We start from the raw sequence: 22,017 nt of genomic DNA on the forward strand, positions 1-22,017 counted from the left end.
CGTTAAAATAATACGAATAAATCATTCAAAATTTTTAAATTAAAAAGCGGTGAAAATAAACAAAAAAACCGGTTTATTTTGCATAAACCGGCTCAAGGCAAAAAATCATCAGATTAGTTTATGTCATATACGGTAATGATGCTTATCCAGCCCGTATTTTTTCATGCGCAGATAGAGTTTCTTACGCGGGATTTGCAGATATTCGGATACATCGTTAATCCGCCCCTGATGAATATTCAGCGCTTCAGTGATAATCTGCCGCTCATAGCTCTCCACCCGCTGATCCAGCGCAGTGGGGGCCACGGACGGCAGCAGCGGGTTCGCGGTATCGCCCATCGGCATAATCCCGACCGCATACAGCTCCGCCGCATTCGCCAGTTCACTGACATTGCCCGGCCAGTGCCGCCGGGTCAGTTTTTTCACCAGCGGTTCCGCGAGGTTCGGCAGCGGATGATTCAGACGGGAACAGGCCTGTTCCAGATAATAGCGGAATATCGGTGCAATATCGGCTTTGCGCTGGGACAGCGGCAGGCAGGTAATCTGTGTCATCGAGAAACAGTAATAGAGTTCGGCAATAATCTTCTGCTGTTTAGTCAGCATAATCAGCGGCGTGTCAGCAATCCCGATCAGGCGGAATGTCCGCTGCTCCTGACGGATGTGCTGTACCAGCCAGCGCTGCTGGCTGAGCGGCATCAGATCGATATTTTTGATCACCAGTGTGCCGTCCGTCACTTCATCCAGCCAGGCATCCAGCGGGATCGCTTCATCACTGAGCAGGGTTTTGATCACCAGCGGCCCGCGTTTATTGCTGCTGATCTGATGCAGGTAACGCGCCAGATAGGTGCGGCCGCTCCCCGGCTCACCGTGCAAAAAGACCGCTGCATGGGTTTCTGCCAGTCCGCGCAGCTGCTGACGGACATGTTCTGTCCATTCACTTTCTCCGGCAAGATTCAGTGTCAGCTGTTCTGAGCTCCAGCGGCGCTGGGTGACCCGCTGCCTGCGGGCAGCCAGGGCTTTTTCTGTCAGGGTCAGCAGATGCTCCGGATCCACCGGTTTCTGCAGAAAATCCCATGCCCCCTGTTTGACGGCTTCCACGGCCATCGGCACATCGCCGTGACCGGTGATCAGCAGTACCGGCAGGTATTTGTCTTTTTCCAGGAATAACGCCATCAGATCGATACCGGAGCATCCCGGCATACAAACATCACTGAGCACAATGCCGCACCAGTCGCGGTGAACCAGCTCTTTTGCCGCCAGCGGGTCATGACAGGCATAAACACGATATCCGGCCTGCGCCAGCAGCATGCAATAAGCTTCCAGCACATCCGTATCATCATCAATTAATAAGATATCGTAGTTATCATCAAGCATATTCAGTTACCTTTTTAAAACTCAGGATCACACATCCGTTACCGGTCAGTGTGGATGCGATCCGCAGACTGCCGCCCAGCTGCTGCATGATCGAACTGCTGACCGACAGGCCGATCCCGAGACCGATTTCTTTACTGGTAGTAAAGGGTTTCATCAGTGAATCCGCCAGTTCTATCGGCCAGCCGCTGCCGTTATCACTGATAAAGAGGGAAATTTCATCACCGGATTCCGCAAAATCGATAACAATTTCCGCCGCTGCCGGTGAGGCATCCAGCGCATTGGACAGCATATTGACCAGCACCTGCTGTATACCGATGGTATCTCCCTGCACCTGCGGCAGAAAGTCAGGCTGATGCAGAGTGACATCACGCATTTTGTTCTGCAGTGCCAGGATATCCCACGCATCCTGAATGCTCCGGTGCAAATCAATCGGCTGTAATGTCGCGCCGTCATCCCGCCGCCGGGCAAACTGACGCAGAGAGCGGATAATACCGTCCATGCGCGTGATCAGCTGCGCGGATTTATTCAGGGCATTCACGGCATGAGTGTTTCCGTCTGCCGCCAGTGCCCGCTTCGCCATATAAATGTGCATGGATAATGCATTCAGCGGCTGATTGATTTCATGCGCCAGGGTGGTCATGGTCTGCCCGACCACCGCCAGTTTGGCGGTCTGGATCAGCTCATTCTGTGTGGCGCGTAAATTAGCCTCAATGGCTTTTCTGTCGGTGATCTCCTGCTCCAGCTGTGCTTTCTGCCGGTTGATCTGATTGAGGGTCTGACGCAGCAGCATGGCCACACGACCGATCTCATCCCGCCCCTCAACCGGAATATCCGCCGTCAGATCCCCGTGTCCGATCCGTGCAACCGCCTGGTTCAGCACCGTAAAGCGCCGGACCAGCCGGGTGCGGATAAAATAGTGGTTAAAAATCACCGCCAGTAATAATGCCAGCAGCGCGGTAATAATAATGATGGTGCCGCTGTAGCTCATAATACCGGAGAGATGATGATTCAGAGTCTGTAACTGACTGTGGCTGTTATCCAGCTGCACATCCAGCTGAGTGCGGAACCGCTCCAGAATGCGATCCTTTTCTGCTGTGGCAGCCGCCAGCTCCGCTTTTGCCGCGCGGTAATTTTTCAGCACACCGGGCATTTTGCTGTCAGCCAGGCCGATATCCAGCAGCTCATCAATGGTCTGACTCAGTGTCACGGTGCTCGGATACATATCCAGCGCCGTTTCGTTTGATTCCGCACCGGACTTCAGATAGGTGAGATAGCGGACATAACTGTGCGAATCCGCGCTGCTTTCCGTGTTTTCATTCTGCTCGTCACGCAGACGCCCGGTCAGATCGTCCATAATCTGCCCCTCCAGCCGGGCAAGGGTATAGATCAGCTGTAACTCCCCCTGCACTTTGCGCAGGCTGCCCTGTAAGGCGATAGCCCGGGACGGCTCCTGCTCTATCTGATCCAGCAGAGATCCCTGCTGCCAGCTGATATCCTGTGACAGCGAACTGAGTTCGGTATTGAAATCGTCATGCAGCCAGGCGATCCGCGCGGACAGTGTGTTTACATTTTCCCGCGCCAGAAACAAGGTATACAGAGCATTATCGAGGCGCTGCAACAGTGCCTGCCCCTGCTGCACAATCGCCGCTATCTGAGCCTGATCCTGACCGCTCAGTTTCCGGTTGATCGCTTCAATCTGCGACAGATGCAGGGTGATCTGGTTACGCAGTTGCAGACGGGCCGCCGTATCCGGCGCTTTCAGAAACTCATTCAATTCATCCACCAGCGTGTTCAGTTGTCCCTCGATCAGAAACGACGCCTGAATACGCGGAAAATAATCGCCCAGCGCGTAGCGTATTTGCCGGTTCTGCGCCTGCCAGGCATACAGACTCACACAGCTGACAATCAGTGTCATCAGTGTGCCGATCACAAACGCGCCGCGCAGGATAGCACTGATACTGAAACGACCGATATAACGGGCAATACGTTGTTTCACCGGACTTTCTCCAGTTCAGCAATCGCTTTGCGCTGCTGTTCGCGGAAGAATTTCTGCCAGCGGATATACTCTTCCTCCGCTTTGCGGTTATCGTCAAAACGCGAATAATAAGCCGGGTCGGTACTCGCCTGCACAGAGACCGGCATGGCGGTCAGCAGCGCACGGATATGCGGCAGCGGATGCTTCACCCGGGCTTCGGCGGTATACAGGGCACGCCAGGCATCGATGGATTCCGTCAGACGGAAGGTGATCGCGGTATCAAACAGCTGCTGTACCATACGCTGACGTTTGAGCACCAGATTCTCATCCATCTGATGCGGGGAATTCAGCAGGCGGCGCTGCACCGGCTCACGCGGATTTCCCTGCGGCAGCGGTGTGACCGGATATTTACCGGTGCTGCTGTCTGCCAGCACGTTCTGCCCCTGCTCACTGAGCAGAAAACGGATAAAGGCGCGGGCCTTCTCTTTATTCAGGCTGTGGCGGCTTATTGCAACAAAGGTCGGGGATGTGGCGGAATCCGGCAGATAATTAAAAGCCAGCTCCGGGTCACCCAGCAGCAGCCAAGCGTAGTTATCAATCACCGGTGCGGCCCCGCCCAGCCCGGCTTTGATTTTGTCCGCCACACCGAAACTGCGTGATGAGATAGTCGCCAGATTCCCGGAAACATTAAGCAGCAGCGCCCAGCCCTCATCCCAGCCGCGCTGCTGTAACAGCGATTCGACCATCAGATGATAGGTGTCCGAGCGTGACGGGCTGCTCATCAGCAGCAACCCCTGATAGCGGCTGTCGGTCAGGGAATCCCACGATGCCGGCACCGGCAGATTGTTTTCCGTCATCCGCCGTTTATTCACCAGAATGCCGTAACCGGAAAATGCCACCGCAGCCGCATTATCGCGCAGCCGCAGCGGCACCAGACGCCGGGAAACATCCGGCAGATCCGGAAGTTCTGCCAGCCGGTCATGCTCCTGTAAATGCTGTAATAACATCGGCGACGATGTCACCACCAGATCAACATTTTCCAGTGCCGGGGTATCCAGCAGACGCTCCAGTGCCGCACTGGTGCGGTTAATGGTCCGGATACGGACGGCGCCGGGCTGCTGCTGCCAGCTGCTGATAATATGAGCAGTCGCTTCCGGTGAAAGGGTGGTGGCAATCACCAGCTCATCCGGTTTCGCGGATGCTGACAGACTGAATATCAGTGAGGCGGCGGTTATCATACTGGCCGCAAAGCGGCGGATTCGGCGTTGTGGCATAAGCTGAGTTCTGTATTCGTTTGCGGGGTGTGATTCACATCAAAAAAATGACATCTTTTTCAGTTTGTCGCAAAAGCCCGTTTGAGACAAATATTACCCGTTTGTTTACCGGCATCTGCGCGGCAGATAGTAAAGAAAATAACAAACAGGCACGGTAATTGACGTGATATTTTAAATCATCGCCATAAACAGATAATAACAATGCAGGAAACAATAATAGCAATAAATTACCGCAACAACAAAATAAGAATAAAAGCCTTTACGTTCAATATAAAAGCGATTCATTCATTTTTACTTATCATTTACCTTATTAATTTCACAATGTTTTTCATAGTGATACAAAACAAACATACCCATAAACCTATTTGTGTCATTTTATACCTCTTCTATTTCATATTGAGTCAAAAGTGACTCAAAACCATGATATTGAGATATTTATTCAGCCGGAACATGATGGCCCTGTCAGAAAAAAAAAGACCATACACACAGTAATCCTATTTTAAAATACATTTCTGCAGGTGAAATTATGCTGTCATTTTTAAAGCCGGCTATGGCAAAAAATAAAGTCGCACCTGAAAAAGTGCCTGCCACTTACAAACGCTATCGCGTTCAGGCATTGCTCAGCGTGTTCCTCGGTTACTTAGCGTATTATATTGTCCGCAATAACTTTACGCTCTCCACGCCGTATCTGAAAGAAAACCTCGATCTGACCACTACGCAGATCGGTATGTTAACCAGCTGCATGCTGATCACTTACGGGATCAGTAAAGGAATTATGAGCAGCCTGGCGGATAAAGCCAGCCCGAAAGCGTTTATGGCCTTTGGTCTGATCCTCTGTGCCGTTGTTAACCTCGGTATGGGCTTCAGCGGCGCATTCTGGCTGTTCGTCGGTTTCGTTGCCCTCAACGGCCTGTTCCAGGGCATGGGCGTCGGTCCTTCTTTTATTACTATCGCCAAATGGTTCCCGCGCCGTGAACGCGGTCGTATCGGGGCTTTCTGGAATATCTCCCACAACGTCGGCGGCGGTATCGTTGCGCCAATCGTGGGGGCAGCCTTCGCGGTTCTCGGTACTGAGCACTGGCAGGCGGCCAGCTATGCGGTTCCGGCGGTTATCGCGGTGATCTTCGCGGTGATCGTCCTGCTGCTGGGTAAAGGTTCTCCGGAACAGGAAGGCTTACCGGCGCTGGCGGAAATGATGCCGGAAGAAAAAGTGGTGTTATCTGACGCGCAGAAAGAGCAGTCTCCGGAAAATATGTCTGCATTTCAGATTTTCTGCACCTATGTGCTGAAAAACAAAAACGCCTGGTATGTCTCGTTTGTTGACGTGTTCGTGTACATGGTGCGTTTCGGGATCATCAGCTGGCTGCCGATTTACCTGCTGACCGAGAAAAACTTCAGTAAAGATCAGATGAGTGTGGCTTTCCTGTTCTTCGAATGGGCAGCGATTCCGTCCACCCTGCTGGCAGGCTGGCTGACAGACAAACTGTTCAAAGGCCGCAGAATGCCGCTGGCGATCGTCTGTATGACCCTGATTTTCTTCTGCCTGATCGGTTACTGGCAGAGCCAGTCCCTGGCCGTTGTCACCTTCTTTGCGGCGGTTGTCGGTTGCCTGATTTATGTGCCTCAGTTCCTGGCATCCGTGCAGACCATGGAAATCGTCCCGAGCTTCGCGGTCGGTTCTGCGGTAGGTTTACGCGGTTTCATGAGCTACATCCTGGGTGCAACCCTGGGAACCACCCTGTTCGGTTTCATTGTTGACCGTATGGGCTGGCACGGCGGTTTCTATCTGCTGTTAGGCGGTATCGTCTGCTGCATCATCTTCTGTATTCTGTCTCACTTCGGTGCGCTGGAACTGGAACGTAACCGTCAGCAGGCACTGTCAGAAGAAAAAACCAAAAAAGTGACATTAGAACCTGCTTCTGCTAACTGATTTCACCCTGTTCGTTTACCCTTTCGCGCCGCGGCGCTGACATCAGGAACGTTATTGATAAAAAAAATCCCCCTGTGGCAACACAGGGGGATTTTTATCTCAGCAGTTCAGCTTATTTCCACTGGTATTTCACGCCGATCATCGCACGGTCACCGGAGTAATCATTCGCTCCCATCTGATGAGAGACATTACCCCAGACGCTCCAGTTTGGTGAAATCTGCCCTTCCACACCTGCTTTGATTTCCACCCGGCTGGCGGGCATATCATCACTGAAGGTGTAGTGTTCATTAAAGGTCATATCACTTTTCGCATTACTGTACAGCCAGTTCACTTCAACAAACGGCTGCGCGGATTGATCGGACTGCTTCTGATTTGCATAAGTCAGGCGGGCGCCGAGACGGGTATCCACACTGTTGCTGCGCTCACCTTTCATTTTCAGTCCGGTGCCGTTGCTGCTGTCATCAGCATCATAAGAATTAAAGATAACCTGTGCCTGCGGTGCCAGCAGCCACTGTTTATCCGCATCCGGTTTGTATACCGCCATGCTGTAACCGGCTTCCGCAGAGGCACTGATTATGTTGCTCTTATAGTCAGATGAATGACCCGCCACAGAGACGTGGTTATCAAACCAGGCGTACTGCGCCCAGACATCGACATAGGCATTATTTTCGTCTTCGCGGTTCTGATACCATGTACCGTATAAACCAACGCTGTAAGCCCGGTCAATTTTGGCATCGGATTTGGTGCCGGTTCGTTTGGCGCTGCTGGTGTAATCCGATTTACCGACAGCCCCCATAATACCGCCGCGGATTGTGGTGTCCTGTGCATCATTGTTCCAGTTGATGATATCGCCGCCCAGTTGCGTGGTATAGGTATCCCCTTTAATACGCATGGAACGGTTGATCGCATCATGGCGCTGACGGTCACCGGTGATGCGCAGCCAGACAGAAGAGGCATTCTCTTCCCCTTTAAAGCTGTCAGCATAGTGCGGTTCGCCCAGGCGATCATGCAGGGTCATGGTGAACATACCCAGTGCCGCAGTACGGTTCGCCATATAGCCACCACCACCCGGGTTCACGTTATGATCCGGTTTGTCATCGTTTTCATCCGGCGGATAAACATTGGTATCATAAGAATCGAGATACCAGCTGTCATCTTTATACCCTTTGTGCAGCAGGTATTCGTACACCCCGATGGCAACCGGCCCGCCCAGTTTAAACGCATCTTTATCCGATTTTCCGCCGACATCCACTACTTTAATCGCATCCGGCTGTTTCAGGGTATCCGCACCTTCGCCGCCGACATTATTAATGTTCAGCGTGGTCGCACCGTTTTTCCCGGTAAACACATTTCCGTCCACCACCAGCTGATCCGTCATGGTTTCCTCATGACCTTTGTTCAGTATCGTGTTCAGTGTGATCGAACCGCCGTTTGCGGTGAAATTCCCGCCGACATTCAGACGGCTTTCGGTCTCTTTCTGACCCGCAAGCCAGATGCGGCCACCGTTGTTGACAAAGTCGCCGTCAACGCGGTAATCCGTTGCCTGTCCGAGATCTTTCTTGTCCAATTCACCGACATAGAACTGACCGGCGTTATTCACGCTGCCTTTCAGTGTGCCCTGACCGGCAAAGGTTCCCTGAGTGCCGATATTCACCTGACGGCTGTTCATTTCCAGTGCAGAATCATAGCTTCCCGCCTGTAATGTACCGTTCTGAATTTCCGTGGTACCGGTATACTGCGCCGATTTACCGGTCAGCGTAATGCGGCCCGCGCCCTGTTTCACCAGAGTTCCCGTCCCGGTGACACTGTTGGTCAGATCCCACGGCTGTTTGCCGTCATTGTGCGTCAGCACCAGCGTACCGGCGTTTTCAATCGCCGCACTGCCGATATGCTCTGCCCGTGAGGCACGCAGTGTACTGTTTGCATCCGTGGTGAAACGTCCGCTGAACCCGCTGTTATCCGCCGTCAGTTGTGCATCCGATGTCTGCGCGATTTCGGTGGTGCCGCTGCCGGTCAGCTGATTACGCAGCAGCCCCTGTGCCCCTTCCGTGCGCAGTGTACCCGCCACCGCGATCAGGCTGTCGCCCAGACCGGCGATATTGCGGATAGTCACCTGCGCAGGCTGATCGATAGTCACTGCGGAATGCATCCCAGTATTCGCCCCGGTAACCGTCAGCGTGTCATTATTCACCACCAGCTGACCCTCGCGGGTACCGCTCAGATAGCCATTCACCTCACCGCCATTTTTCACCGTCAGTTTGCCGTTACCGAGCGCCACCAGACTGTTTTCCGCAGACGTGAGTTTCCCGGTAGTCTGCTCTGTACCGGCACCGGCGCTACTGGTCAGTTCAACCGCCGTCCCGGACGCCAGATCCAGCAACTGCGTATTCCCTAATACATTGTCAGCTTCTGCCCGTAATTTACCGTGACGGACAAACGTGCTGCCGGTGTAATCATTGTTGTTATTTGACAGCGTGACATATTCACTCGCGGTATCAATTGCCAGATCGCCCTGTCCGGTGATTTTCGCCCCGAGGTTAGCGGCTGAACCGGATTTCCCGGACTGTGCCGCCAGTACCAGCGCATCACTGCCTTTGCCCTGCAGATCCACTTCGGTCAGCCGATAAGCCACATACAGCCCGTCCGCGTTACCACCGGCATTTTTACTGGTCTGTAAGCCGTAATCATAAGTGCCTTTCGCCACCACTTTGCCGTCCTGGCGCAGATCCTGCTCTGTCTTCGTATTGGACGGGATCACATTGCCGTCTTTATCCGTCAGCTGCAGATTCAGTCCGCCGGTATAATCCGAGGCTTTACCGGCATTCACCAGCTGAACCACGGAATCGCCTTCATCCTGCTCCAGCAGCGGCACTTTATTATCCGCTGACGGCGTTGGCAGATTATCAAACCCGTCCGCTTTCACCTGAACGTTGCCTTTCGCGTTGTCCAGTTCGAGGGCGTTCACGCTGATATGACCATCCGCCTTGCTGCTGCCGGTGATATTGTCGTTAAAGGCCAGTGTCCCGCCGCTCATTGCCAGGCGATCAAATGACTGAGTACCGACCCCTTCGCGGACGGTTGCCACAGCCTTATCACCGATATCCAGGCGGGATTTTTGCAGCGCACGGGTGTTGTCACCGGCGATATCAAAGGTACCGTTTGTCAGACGCAGCGTGCCGGTGAAGTTATCCCCCGCAAAAGCTGCGCTCTTATTATTAAAGTTAAATGCCTGACCCGCTGTTGAGGTAGTGACCAGACCATCCCCCTGCAACTGATGAGCAAAGGTATGGGCGTTATTCTGATTGATAAACAGCTCACCGCCTTGTTTCACGGTGATACCGTCATCCACCGTCAGTTCATTCAGTGTGATGTCGGTATTGCGCAGTTCGAAACGGCCTTCCTCAACATTCAGTTTTTCAAAACCACTGATTTTGCTGCTGTCCTGTAACACATAGTGGCTTTTTTTGCCTGTCAGCGTCAGCGTATCCTGTCCGCCGCTGCCCGCGGTCAGATTGCCGAACAGGGCATCACTTTGTGCTTCAGAAACATTTTTCAGAATCACATTGTTCTGACCATTACCGACAGTCCCGCTCACCAGTTCCGTGCCGCCGTTCAGTGTCACGGTATTGTTGCCGTTACCGGCTGTCAGAATGCCGGTTTTGGCTTTTCCGGTCATTTCAATGGTGTTATCGCCGTGACCTGTCGCGATATCACGGGTGTTACCGCTCAGCGTAATGGTGTTATTTCCGCTGCCCAGCAGCGATTTTCCGCTGATCGTGCCGCTGTTGGTAAAGCGGATATTACTGTTCTGATGTGCATCCACCGCCATGCCGTTGGTACCGGCGGTCACGGTGCCGCGGTTGGTGAAGCTGAAATCATTTTTCAGCGCGGTCAGATCCACCACACTGTGATCGGCGTTTGAGGTCAGTTTGCCGCTCTGTGTGATGTTTTTAGTCTCACCCAGCACCACCAGTGCGGATTTCCCTTCCGCTGATTCGATATTCACATTCATTCCGCTGATAACATCACCGGAGGTATTGGTCACAATGCCGTTGCCGCCCTTATCTTTCACATTGATCGTGGTGCCGTTGGCACCCGAGGTGTCGAGATTGCTTTTCGCCATCGTCACCCCGCCTTTGCCGTCATCCGCTTCCAGTTTCAGGCCGGAGGCATTCTCACCGCTGACATTGATGGTGCCGCTGCCGGACAGTTTAAACGCGCCGCTGTCATCATCGGTATTCAGCAGATGCAGACCACTGCCGCTGCCGGTGACGTCAATATTGGCTTTATCCAGTTTCACGTTTGAACCGGAATGTGCCCGTACCGCATCCGCCGAATATTCACCGAGGATCTTACCGCTGCCGCCGATAGTCATTGAGGCACCTTTATTCAGGCGGACTGCGGCGGTGCTGCTATTGGCGGTAATATTACCGGTGTTATTTACCACGGAATTTTTGCCGTAAATATCAACACCCACTCCATTCACAGTAATATCGGTGGTGTTATTCACCGTTCCGGTTTCCACACGGATACCGGTGGCGTTGTCTGCTTTACTGAAGTCAATATTACCGTCGTGATTGAGCACACCGCCGTTGATCAGCTTATAACCGATGGCGTTTTTCGCGATATTGTCATCGGTTCCGCCTGATTTCAGGTGCGCTTTTGAGGTCAGTGTGGTTTTGTCCGATCCTTTGGCGATCGCATTACCGTTGATATCGTAATAGTTGCCGTCGATCACCGCGATGGTTCCGCCTTCGCCGGTAACATTAATGGTCGTCTCTTTATCCAGCACAACCTGACCGTCCGCCCCGGCACCACTGGCCAGATACAGCCCGGTCGCCTTTTTTCCGTTGACATTCAGTTGCATATTGCCGGTTTTCACTTCGGTACCGTTATCCGCAATATAGAAACCCCGGCTTTTTTCACCGTTGATATCAAAGGTGTACGTTGTGCCTTTGCTGCTGTCCCCCAGGAACTGTGCTTTCTGATCAACGCGGAACAACGTCGAATCGGTGTTATCCAGAGTCAGCGCCACATCACTTGCCCCGAAATTAATCCGCGAACTGAAGGTTTCGTCTGCGCCTTTACGCCCGGCGATCCAGTAACCGGTCTGATTGACCGAGTTTTTATCAAAAATAACATGACCTTTCTTAAGATCGATGATCCCCCCCACACGGGCAAAGACCCCGACGGTGTTATTGCCTTTCAGTTCAACAGTTCCGCCGTCGATAATCACTTTCGCATCATCCGCCCGCACCCCGGTGGTATGCGATGGTTTGGTTGTGCCGTCTGCGGTTCCGTTGTTGGTGGCGATCACTTTCCCGTGATGGATGATCGTGCTGTCGCCCAGAGCCAGCAATCCGACCGAACCGGAACCGGAAACATTGATCGTGCCGTTATTTTCAATAATATCCTTATCACGATTAGTACCTGACACCCGCATACCGACAGTATTGGTGCCCGCCACGTCGATTTCACCTTTGTTAACGACCGTCAGCTGTGAATCTGCATGACGGTTCGGTGTCGATGACACGTTAATACCGACAGCATTACTGACGCCGTTATTAATCTCAATTTTTCCATTATTTTCAATATGATAACTCTCACCCGCTTTGGCGGTTTCATCCAGCAGAGCGGCCACGGCGTTCGACATAATCCTCATATCCCAGGTATCATCCTCACGGCCGCCGGACAGACTTACGCCATCCTTACCCATCAGAATATCGCCGTTATTGACAAACGAAGCCCCCTTGACCTGCACACCGGTCACCGTTCCTTCATTTTCGCCGATCCCTTTCTGCCCCAGCAGCAGTTTGCCGCCCTTTTCGTTGGTGACCAGTGAACCGCCGGATGCAGTCACACCGGTGTTGGCAATTTCATCTTTATCCGCCGGGTCATTATTGGCGAGGTTGAAAGCCTCGACCGCAATGGTGCCGGCGTTGGTATAGCGTGCATTTTCCCCGGTGACCTGATCACCGTGGATACGGGTTTTGCCGTCTCCCAGCAGTAACGTGCCGGTGTTGGTAAATTCCGCATTATCGATTAACGCATTCTGCCCTTTATAATTCGGGACAGAGGTTGTGGCATCGTGGAATACTTTCGCGCCGTTATGCGCAAAAATATGATAAGCACGATAACGGCCTGAATCTGATGCCGTTTCACCACGGATATCCGCACCGTCCTTAATATTCAGCACACTGCCTTCACCATCGGCCTCAAAAATAGATCGCCTGCCGATGTCGGCGGTAATGGCCTCATTCAGCCGGATATCTTTATCTTCCAGACCTTTCAGATCGATATTAACGTCAAAATAATCTTTGTCCTGCGGGCGCGGGACAACCGTCGCTTCAATCAGCGCTTTATATGCCGCTCCGGGTAATATGTTGTGTTTTACCGCGTCTATCAGTAACGCATTGTAATCCGCCAGTCCCCGGGCATTCCCGATCGCAAAAGTATCACCAAGGGCATAGGTTCTGCCGTTTGAGACAAACCCGTTCAGTTCTTCCGGGATAGTGACTCTCTCAACCAGTTCATTCTGCGGCTGGAAACGGTATTTATACTCACCGGAGGATAAATGCATGCCATAGGCTTCACCGAACGTAACATGCAGCTTGCTGGTGGTATCAATAGTTGCGGATTTCCCGTTGTCTGCTGCCGCCACAAACAGTGAACTGTCTTTGATAAAATTAATATTCCAGTCAACATTGTCAGCTGCAGTCATATTCAGGGTACCATCGTTGACCTCTGCCAGTGTCAGATGGTAGAACGGTGATAATGCCGGTTGTTTTTCCAGCAGATACACGCCCAGCTGAGGGTCGATCTTTTTTTTGAAAGCGCCGGTGTTATACGCCTGCATAACCGCAATTTCCCCGTCTTCCTTCTTCCAGGTAATCTCTTCCATTGCTGACGGGTTATCCGGGATCTGCCAGTCTTCAATAGTATTCAGGGAAGCATCACCGGGAACCGCCTGTCCGTTACGGTATTCGGTAATTGAAATAACCTTATTTTCATCTGTATTCTTTCCCCACAATTCCTGTAATGAAAGCCAGGTTTCATGGTAATCAAGATGATTCGTGAACTTGGTATTTTCATTATTTAAATTAAGGCCTTTAACACCACCATTATTAATAACCCTGGATTGTTCTTTCTCGTTTGAATTATTTACCCATGTTTTAGTTGTGCTGTTATATTGTCCCGGGAGATATTCCGTTTCTAACCACGGTTCTGCAGAAACCGCCGGTTCTGCGGCCTGTACTGATATACACAGCCCGCATCCCGTCAGCATGACCAGTGATAACAGTGCCAGTCTTTTCCCTTTTTTTGCACCCTTTGCAAATTCAGATGCGACAACAGAATTCCCTGTCCGCTGATTTTTTACGACTTTGAATATTTTATTCATTGTTTATTTTTCTCAAAATTGAAAGACGTGAATAAGGAAATTCCGGGTACAGCAACCCCTGACACCATTTAATGCGTCACAGAAAAAAATGAGCCGTCACCGGAAAGGCTGACGGCTATCTGCATAGCCGGGTTATTTAATTAATTTATTTAACGTTCACCTGAATTGTCCTGTATCCGGACTGAAAAAATTTTACTTATGGAGAAATCGGCGGCGTATTATAGGGAGGCGATTACAGATGTCTACAGGGGTTTTAAGAATCATCCTAAGTCAAATTAACTGCAAAATAATCACAATGTGATAAATAACCATTTTTTTACAAAAAAAATGCGTTAAAACTGGCAGGTAATCACGTTGCACCACTTTTTTCATCCTACCAGAATGTCGCCACAAAACAAAATAAATGACCATAATGCATAAAATTTACAGAATTTAAATTGATTTAAATTTTTATTACCAGAGTTATTAACTAATGACGTTGAAACATATAATTCATACAATTTATTTCAAATCATAACTAAATGCGAAATTCAGTTACGCAATATAAAGAATATTTATTCACAAAATATGAATTTAAAAAACATTAACTTTTTCTCGTCTTTTTTTGACAAAAAGCACAAATAACTCATTTTACGTGTTCAGATGACATAAAAATAAACACAAAAAACACAAAAAACACAAAAAACACAAAAAACACAAAAAACACAAAAAACACAACGACAATACAAAAAACCACAATTCAAGCATCATAAAATATACTTTTATTGTGTATTTGCTTAACAACATATAATTACCTCCGGGTAGTCCGCCACGTTACCATTAAGATAAATTACTTATTTTATGTGTTTTCATCGACTCTATCGCCTGTTTTAACCGGGTTATTTACGACATTTATGCTTGATAACTGAAAATATCAGTGAAATATCGCAATGGAGCAAAAAACAAAAAATAAGCAGCAGAGCGATAAAACAGGTATTCCATGTGTAATTATAAACAACTGACAGGTGTGACTCAGACAGCACGTCTGACAGGTGCCGGATATCCCTGAAGTGAATATTAATGCACACATACCCCTGATATAATTCATTTATCATTCAGCGGTAAATGCGGATTTTTTGACTGAAACAGGTGATTTATGCGGGGGAAAGACACTGCTATAATGAATCGGTGACAGGAGGAACAAAAGCGCTATGACGATTTTTGACACACTGGCAGAACGCCATATTCAGGCGGCGCTTGAAAGCGGGGAATTAGAAGGACTGGCCGGAGAAGGTAAGCCGCTCACATTGGATGATGACAGCCATGTTCCGCCGGAACTGCGGGTCGGCTACCGTTTACTGAAGAATGCCGGCTATCTTCCCCCGGCATTACTGGCCCGGCAGGAGGCGGTTTCTCTGGCGGAATTATTGTCTGTTCTGCCGCCGGACAGCACAGAATATGAACAGACAAATAAGCGGTTACGATTGCTGGCGATACAGTTACAGCAGGCGGGGCTCAATACGGATTTTCTGTATCACCGCTACCATGAGGCCATACAGCAGGCACTGAATAAAAATAAATAATTCCTGATCGCGTCAGTACAATTCATAAATCTGATCAGAGGTAAAACCGCGGTACATCAGGTAACGCATCTGTTTTTGCTTCTCTTTATAGTCAGCCGGTATAATCTCCCCGAATTTCTTCATTTTTGCCTCACGGGCCTGCTCAAACCAGTCAGTCTCCTGCGCGGAAAAAACCGCATCAATCAGTTCACCGTCAAACCCTTTCTGGCGTAATTCCTGGCGGATCCGCACCGGCCCGTGCAATTTTCTCACCCCGGCCTGAAAAAACAGCGCGATACTGCGGGTGTCATCCAGATACTGTGAGTCGGTCAGCCGCGCCATCACCCGGGGCAGAACACGCTCTTCCGTCGGGGAGGTTTCCTGCTTTTCGGCTATTTTCCGTTTCAGTTTGCGGGCCAGTTCTGCGCCGGCATATTCCCGCCGTCCCAGCAACCATATGGCATAATGATAAAGTTGTTTTTCATCCATCGTGACACCTGCGTGTTATCCGTTAAAATCGTGATAACATACCATATTCCCACTATATTCAGAGAGACAGACAATGGCACAACTGACCCCGCAGGAAAAAGTATATGTTGATGACCTCGCTATGCAGCGGGTTGATGATATGAACAGCGATGAATTTCTGGTTCGTCAGCTGGATGACAAAATTCACGGGCTGGCATCTCATCTGAAAGCCTATTTTGAAGAACGTCTGGCTTTCCATAAACAGAACAAAAACTGATTCTGTCCGGGCAGCCGCAACGCTGCCCGCCGCTGTCCCCCGCCTGAAATAATCGCCATATAAACAGTTACACTCGTTATCAGTTGATTCTGATAGTTATCCTTCTGTACCTAAAATAAAGTTGAAAACAATTAAAGTTCTCTGTGATTGCGCCGATAATGAATAGCAGGATCATTCTGAGTGATTGATTTTTCGCTGTTAATACCGTTAATGATAATTATTCTTAATTGTTGCAATCAATCATTATAAAGAAAAAATAATATTAAATACTGCATTTTTTAACATATATTAAATGAATATTTAAAAATATTAACAACAATCAATGCATAACATCGTAATAACATAAAAAGACAGTATATAAATCCATAAGTAACTGTCTGTATCCGGATATTACAGATAAAACCCACCTTTTAATTCTAAAATCAGAAAAATACTTCAATTAATCATTTCGTGACTATATAATCTGTTTCGTTTTAGTTATGCCTTCCATTCTGATGTATAAGAAACCTCTTTCCTGTTAACGGTAATAAAAAATTGCTGGGGAAAACTATTTCTTATTGATGCTACTAACTAAATAAACCCTGCTGATTTGTTTTTTCAGAATCCGCTAAAAATCACTATGACTAAAAATAAATTTACAGGTAACGTAATTAATTCCGTTGCCGGATTTATTATATATTCCATCCCGGAGAGGATAATGAATAAAAAATTCGCTCTTGCAGCGTCTCTTTCCCTTATTTTTGTTGCTAACTCTGCGTCTGCGGCGACCACCGCATCCGGTGGTTCCATCAATTTTACCGGCTTCATTACAGATGCTACCTGTACCATTAATAATGGTAATGCAAACATGTCGGTATTATTAGATCCGATTACGGTTAATCAAATCAATCATCCGGGCGCAATAGATGAAGGGAAGAAAGCATTTTCTCTCGAATTATCAGACTGTAACGCCAGCGACAAAGATAAAAAATCACTGCACATTAATTTCGCATCCACCAATCTGATTGCCAATAACGGTAATTACCTGATCAACCAGGAAACGGATGAGAAAGGCAATCATAAAAATGTCGGGATTGCGTTAACATCACAAAAAAGTGATGAAGTCATTAATTTAAATACACCATACGATACAAAAATTATGGCTGATAATGGTGTTATGCAGTTTTATGCAAAATATTACAAAGTCGGCAGTGAACCCGCTCAGCCGGGTAAAATCAATACCATGCTGACATATAACCTGTCTTACTTCTGATATTTTCAGGCCTCTTTAATTCAGGGGCCTGATTTTTGAAAATACCTATCATGAAAAAAAGTATCTTAACATTATTATTATTGGCGGTGACATTTGTCAGCCGGGCGAATGTTATTATTAACTCCACCCGTGTTATTTATCCGCAGGGAAGTAAAGAGGTTCCGGTACAATTATTTAACACCGGGACACAGCAGGCATTAGTCCAGGCGTGGATTGATGACGGCAACCCTGATTCCACCCCGGAGACCGCCAATGTTCCGTTTATTCTGACACCGCCGGTGGTGAAAATTGACGGTAAAAATGGTCAGCAACTGCGGGTGAAAATGACGCCGGTACAGCTTCCGGCAGACAGAGAGTCCCTGTTTTATCTGAATTTACTGGATATTCCGCCGCTGCCGGACAGCAGTACGGATAAAAACATGATGCAGATTGCTATCCGCTCCCGTATCAAACTGTTTTACCGCCCGTCCGGCCTGACCCTGAGTGCGGATAAAGCCCATACCCGCCTGACATTCACCCGTGACGGTCAGCACTATATTCTGAAAAATGACTCTCCGTATCATATTAATATTCTCGGCCTGAAAGAGACCGCGAACAGCCGTGATCTGGCGGAAGAAGGCACGATGATTGCCCCTTATTCTCAGTTCACGCTGCCTGCCGCAGCCGGATTACCGGCCGGAAATCACTATTCGCTGACACTGATCGACGATTTCGGTGCCATCAATACCTATCCGCTGTCCCTGAACTGAACAGCAGCCTGATGCCGCGCCCTGTCCGCCGTTTTTCCGCCCTGATTTCATTATTGCCGGTGCTGCTCAGCACACCGGCAGCCGGGGCCGGATTTAACACCAACTTCCTTTACGGCGATTCCGCCAAAGCGGATTTGTCACGCTTTGATCGCGACGATACCCTGCCTGACGGTGAATACACCGTTGAAATCAGTGTGAACGGGGAATGGAAAGGGCGTTTTCCGCTGCGTCTGCAACAGAGCGGACACACGATTCTGATCCCGCAGGAGGATGTGCCGAAACTGGGACTGCGTGACAGCGCACCGCCGCCGCAGGCCGATGAAGACGGTTATGTCGCACTGAGCAGTCTGGTGCCGCCGGACAGCTATACCCTGAATACCGGGCAATTTCAGCTGGCACTGAATGTGCCGCAGGCAATGCTGAATACCGTCCTGAAAGGGTATGTCGATCCGTCACGGTGGGATCAGGGCGTTAATGCTGCGATAGTCAGTTATAATGCCAATTACTATCACGCCACCCATAAACGTGACGGCAGTGATAACGACAATGCGTATCTGACCCTGAACAGTGGTCTGAATCTGGCGGGCTGGCAGCTGCGGGATCAATCCTCAGTGACCTACAGCAGCGGACAGAGCACGCAATGGAATACCAATACCCGTTACCTTCAGCGCGGTTTCCCGGCAATTAAATCGGATTTCCGTGCCGGGGACAGCTATACCTCCAGCGAACTGTTCGACTCTGTCCGTTTCCGCGGCGCAACCCTGAAAACAGATATGCGTATGTATCCCGATGCCTGGCAGGGGTTCTCTCCCGTCGTGCGCGGTGTGGCACAGACCAATGCCCTGGTCAGAATCTATCAGGATGCACAGCTAATCTGGCAGCAGAGTGTTCCGCCCGGTCCGTTTGTGGTCGATTCCCTGCTGCCGACCGGATCCGGCGGGGATTTGCAGGTGGAAGTGAATGAAGCGGACGGGCAAATCAACCGCTTTATGGTGCCCTTCTCCGCTGTGCCGAATATGTTAAAGGAAGGCCTCTTCAAATATGAGCTGAATACCGGTGAAGTCCGTCTGACGGATACCGCTTACCATCCGGATTTTGCACAACTGAATCTTCAGTATGGCATTAATAACACGCTGACCGGCTACGGCGGTGTGATTGCGGCGGAAAATTATCAGGCGTTTCTGCTCGGCAGCGGGTTTAACCTGCCGATCGGTGCATTATCCGTGGATGTTACGCACTCCGATGCCCAGTTCGGACAGGACATGTCGCGTTACCGGGGCGAGAGCTACAAGGTGGCCTACAGCCGTTTCATTCATCAGACCAATACCAATTTTTCGCTGGCGGCTTACCGTTATTCCACCAGCGGTTATTTCAGTCTGGCAGATGCGGTGCAGTATCAGGAACTGCTTAACCGGCAGGATCTGACCGGCGATCTCTCCCCGCAGTCACAGAGTTACCGCCAGCGCAGTACCTTTAATGTCAACATCAACCAGCGGATCGGTGCGGATTACGGATCGGTTTATCTCGCCGGTACGCTGCGTGATTACTGGGGCGGCCAGGGCAGCACCCGCGAATATCAGCTGGGTTATGCCAATAACTGGCGGGATATCAATTACACTCTCAGCGCAGGCCGGACCCGTTACAGCAAAGACAGCAACAATCCGGCAAACAGTAATAATGAAGAAACGCGGATAAATCTGACCCTCTCCGTTCCGCTGACCCTGTCCGGGCACAAGGTGTATCTGACCGCAAACAGCATGACAGAAGAAGGCCGCTATCAGAGCAGCAATATCGGCCTGAGCGGCACCGCCGGGCAGGGCAACGCGCTGAGTTATAACGTCAATGCCGCGCATCAGCAATCCGGCGGCACCACCTTCAGCACCAGCGCCGCTTACCGGGCAGCCCCGGCGACACTGAATGCCTCTTACAGTGAATCCGGCCGTTACCGCCAGCTGGGAGCCGGTGCCACCGGCAGCGTGGTGGCCTGGTCCGGCGGTATTCTCACCGCCAATCAGCCGGGGGAAACCTTTGCGGTGGTGAATGTGCCGGGCACCGCCAATGCCATCGTAAACAATGACCGTAATGTCACCACCAACACTCAGGGTCAGGTTCTGGTGCCGTATCTGTCCGCCTACCGCAAAAATGCGCTGATCCTGGATGCCTCACAGGCACCGGAAAATGCAGCGGAACTGCTGGGTAATGTGCAGGATATCGTGCCTTACGCCGGGGCGGTGACACTCGTGAACTTCAGAACGGATACCCGGCAGGAATTTTATCTGCATGCCGTGCGCCAAAACGGTAAACCACTGCCGTTCGGCACAGAAGTCACTGACGGGAACAATAACAGCATCGGCTATGTCGGGCAGAACAGCCTCATTTATATAAGAAGCGAAACACGGCCGGAACAGATCAATGTCCGCCTGACGGATACGGACAACGGCTACTGCCGCATCACACTCACACCGGATCCGCAGAGTACGCCGCTGCCCTGTACAGAATAAAGGAAACATCACCGATGCTCAGAAAAACCCCTCTTTTTACCGGCCTGCTGATGCTGATCGCCGGTTATGCGCAGGCGGAGTGTACCAACGACGGCAACAAACAGGCACCGCCGCTGATAGCTGATCTGTCGGAAACCTTTTACCGTCAGACGGAAACCACGCTTTATTTAAATACCCGCTACAGCGGGGAATTCAGCTGTAACGGCTACAGCAGCAGTGTTTCCAACGCCTCTTACCTGCAAAAACGCGCCGTGGTGGTCGGTTTTCAGAACGGGCGCTATCCGGTCGAGTTCAGGGTGATTGACCTCCAGCCCGGCGGCAGCCAAAAATTCGGTTACAGCCGAAATCCGTATCCGGCGGGGAACCTTCAGGCACGTTTTACTCTCAGCGCCCGGGTGATGCCGCAGGGCTCACGCAGTGATGTGACGGTACCCGGCAGCCAGTACCGTTTTGACGGCGCAGTGATTGCCGCCGACACCACACGGGTCGGGATCTTTCAGTTCGTTATCCGTCTCGGGCTGGATATCCTCACCTATCTGCTGAGCGGACACTGGCCGGAGCACAATGAAGATCTGTTCCTGCAGCCGCTGGATGTCATTTATCAGCCGCGTGAAACCACCTGCACCTTTGATAACGCAGATTTATTAGTCGAACTGCCGCAGGTGGACAGAGCGCAGCTGGTACGCAACAAAACCGCCGGAATGACCCGCTTTTATCTGGATATCTCCTGCCGGGATCGCCTGAACGGTCGCGCCAGCCGTCCGGTAAAAGCCTATCTGGCCAGCAATCAGGTCTGGCTGCGGGATATGAAAACCCTCATTGATACCTCACAGGGTGCGGCTCAGGGAGTCGGGATCCGGGTCGGTCGTTATGCGGATACCAATGACAACAGTGCGCTGGTCATCAATCCGCCGGGACGACAGCCGCACGCTGATTCCTATCTGTTTGAATGGGGAAAGGACAAATTTATTGAAGTAAACAACGGCTTCAGTCTCTGGGCTTACTACTATGTGTATGATGCTGCCCGGCTCAGTGCCGGCCGCATCAATACCACGGCAATCCTCAATTTCGAGTACTACTGAGGGCAAATCCGGATAAACATGACCGGTAAAAACCGCAGAAAAAAGGGGAAAAATGGCCGGTCACCGCGTGAAAAACATTAATTTTCCGGATAATTCCGCCATTTTTGCTGAAATCCGCTATCGTTTAATGTCCGTTTTAACTTACTAATAGTCATACATAAAATCAAAAAACAGAATTTTATCCTGCCAAAACATACC

At 50.4% G+C, this 22,017-nt stretch carries 12 protein-coding genes; 7 read left to right on the top strand and 5 right to left on the bottom strand.

Going from position 1 to position 22,017, the window contains the following annotated elements:
* Positions 1 to 123: 123 nt before the first annotated feature.
* The 3 genes from N7387_RS03295 to N7387_RS03305 are packed head-to-tail and all read right to left on the bottom strand — an operon-like array spanning position 124 to position 4,584.
* Positions 124 to 1,371 carry a sigma-54 dependent transcriptional regulator gene (locus N7387_RS03295; protein ID WP_262881796.1) on the bottom strand — a complete coding sequence of 416 codons (1,248 nt, stop codon included), beginning with the start codon at positions 1,369 to 1,371 and terminating at the stop codon, positions 124 to 126.
* A complete protein-coding gene (locus N7387_RS03300; protein ID WP_279796878.1) occupies positions 1,364 to 3,367 on the bottom strand; it encodes an ATP-binding protein in 2,004 nt (667 codons plus the stop codon). Before N7387_RS03300 ends, N7387_RS03295 begins: the two co-directional genes overlap by 8 nt.
* Positions 3,364 to 4,584 carry an ABC transporter substrate-binding protein gene (locus N7387_RS03305; RefSeq protein ID WP_262861597.1) on the bottom strand — a complete coding sequence of 407 codons (1,221 nt, stop codon included), beginning with the start codon at positions 4,582 to 4,584 and terminating at the stop codon, positions 3,364 to 3,366. Before N7387_RS03305 ends, N7387_RS03300 begins: the two co-directional genes overlap by 4 nt.
* 562 nt (positions 4,585 to 5,146) lie before the next feature.
* Here N7387_RS03305 and N7387_RS03310 point away from each other — a divergent pair.
* Entirely contained in the window at positions 5,147 to 6,550 is a 1,404-nt protein-coding gene (locus N7387_RS03310; protein WP_262861592.1) for an MFS transporter, read from the top strand.
* A gap of 112 nt (positions 6,551 to 6,662) precedes the next feature.
* Here N7387_RS03310 and N7387_RS03315 read toward each other — a convergent pair whose 3' ends face one another.
* The gene (locus tag N7387_RS03315) at positions 6,663 to 13,949 is read right to left on the bottom strand and encodes an autotransporter outer membrane beta-barrel domain-containing protein (RefSeq protein WP_279796881.1); all 7,287 of its coding nucleotides are present in this window, start codon (positions 13,947 to 13,949) and stop codon (positions 6,663 to 6,665) included.
* Between the two features lie 1,190 nt (positions 13,950 to 15,139).
* Here N7387_RS03315 and N7387_RS03320 point away from each other — a divergent pair.
* Positions 15,140 to 15,511 carry a DnaJ family domain-containing protein gene (locus N7387_RS03320; protein WP_262860109.1) on the top strand — a complete coding sequence of 124 codons (372 nt, stop codon included), beginning with the start codon at positions 15,140 to 15,142 and terminating at the stop codon, positions 15,509 to 15,511.
* Positions 15,512 to 15,523: 12 nt separating this feature from the next.
* Here N7387_RS03320 and N7387_RS03325 read toward each other — a convergent pair whose 3' ends face one another.
* Positions 15,524 to 15,979 carry a regulatory protein RecX gene (locus N7387_RS03325; protein ID WP_274370707.1) on the bottom strand — a complete coding sequence of 152 codons (456 nt, stop codon included), beginning with the start codon at positions 15,977 to 15,979 and terminating at the stop codon, positions 15,524 to 15,526.
* A gap of 73 nt (positions 15,980 to 16,052) precedes the next feature.
* Between N7387_RS03325 and N7387_RS03330 the strand changes: the two genes are divergently transcribed.
* From N7387_RS03330 to N7387_RS03350, 5 genes are all read left to right on the top strand, one after another.
* Positions 16,053 to 16,235 (top strand): hypothetical protein, encoded by a 183-nt coding sequence (locus N7387_RS03330; RefSeq protein WP_025152541.1) that lies wholly within the window; start codon positions 16,053 to 16,055, stop codon positions 16,233 to 16,235.
* 697 nt (positions 16,236 to 16,932) lie between these two features.
* A complete protein-coding gene (locus tag N7387_RS03335; RefSeq protein WP_262860111.1) occupies positions 16,933 to 17,487 on the top strand; it encodes a fimbrial protein in 555 nt (184 codons plus the stop codon).
* A 35-nt stretch (positions 17,488 to 17,522) separates the two neighbouring features.
* On the top strand, positions 17,523 to 18,236 hold the full coding sequence (locus tag N7387_RS03340; RefSeq protein WP_262881803.1) for a molecular chaperone: 714 nt from the start codon (positions 17,523 to 17,525) through the stop codon (positions 18,234 to 18,236).
* Between the two features lie 11 nt (positions 18,237 to 18,247).
* A complete protein-coding gene (locus tag N7387_RS03345; protein ID WP_279796887.1) occupies positions 18,248 to 20,737 on the top strand; it encodes a fimbrial biogenesis outer membrane usher protein in 2,490 nt (829 codons plus the stop codon).
* A 14-nt stretch (positions 20,738 to 20,751) separates the two neighbouring features.
* The gene (locus N7387_RS03350; protein WP_279796889.1) at positions 20,752 to 21,819 is read left to right on the top strand and encodes a fimbrial protein; all 1,068 of its coding nucleotides are present in this window, start codon (positions 20,752 to 20,754) and stop codon (positions 21,817 to 21,819) included.
* Positions 21,820 to 22,017: the final 198 nt, after the last annotated feature.

Source organism: Morganella sp. GD04133 (assembly GCF_029835375.1).
GTDB classification, from domain to species: Bacteria; Pseudomonadota; Gammaproteobacteria; order Enterobacterales; family Enterobacteriaceae; genus Morganella; species Morganella morganii_B.

What these genes read in the sequence shown, in the direction of transcription:
- N7387_RS03295 (WP_262881796.1), bottom strand. Translation starts at nt 1,371, where the DNA reads ATGCTTGATGATAACTACGATATCTTATTAATTGATGATGATACGGAT.
- N7387_RS03305 (WP_262861597.1), bottom strand. Translation starts at nt 4,584, where the DNA reads ATGATAACCGCCGCCTCACTGATATTCAGTCTGTCAGCATCCGCGAAA.
- N7387_RS03310 (WP_262861592.1), top strand. Translation starts at nt 5,147, where the DNA reads ATGCTGTCATTTTTAAAGCCGGCTATGGCAAAAAATAAAGTCGCACCT.
- N7387_RS03315 (WP_279796881.1), bottom strand. Translation starts at nt 13,949, where the DNA reads ATGAATAAAATATTCAAAGTCGTAAAAAATCAGCGGACAGGGAATTCT.
- N7387_RS03320 (WP_262860109.1), top strand. Translation starts at nt 15,140, where the DNA reads ATGACGATTTTTGACACACTGGCAGAACGCCATATTCAGGCGGCGCTT.
- N7387_RS03325 (WP_274370707.1), bottom strand. Translation starts at nt 15,979, where the DNA reads ATGGATGAAAAACAACTTTATCATTATGCCATATGGTTGCTGGGACGG.
- N7387_RS03330 (WP_025152541.1), top strand. Translation starts at nt 16,053, where the DNA reads ATGGCACAACTGACCCCGCAGGAAAAAGTATATGTTGATGACCTCGCT.
- N7387_RS03335 (WP_262860111.1), top strand. Translation starts at nt 16,933, where the DNA reads ATGAATAAAAAATTCGCTCTTGCAGCGTCTCTTTCCCTTATTTTTGTT.
- N7387_RS03345 (WP_279796887.1), top strand. Translation starts at nt 18,248, where the DNA reads ATGCCGCGCCCTGTCCGCCGTTTTTCCGCCCTGATTTCATTATTGCCG.
- N7387_RS03350 (WP_279796889.1), top strand. Translation starts at nt 20,752, where the DNA reads ATGCTCAGAAAAACCCCTCTTTTTACCGGCCTGCTGATGCTGATCGCC.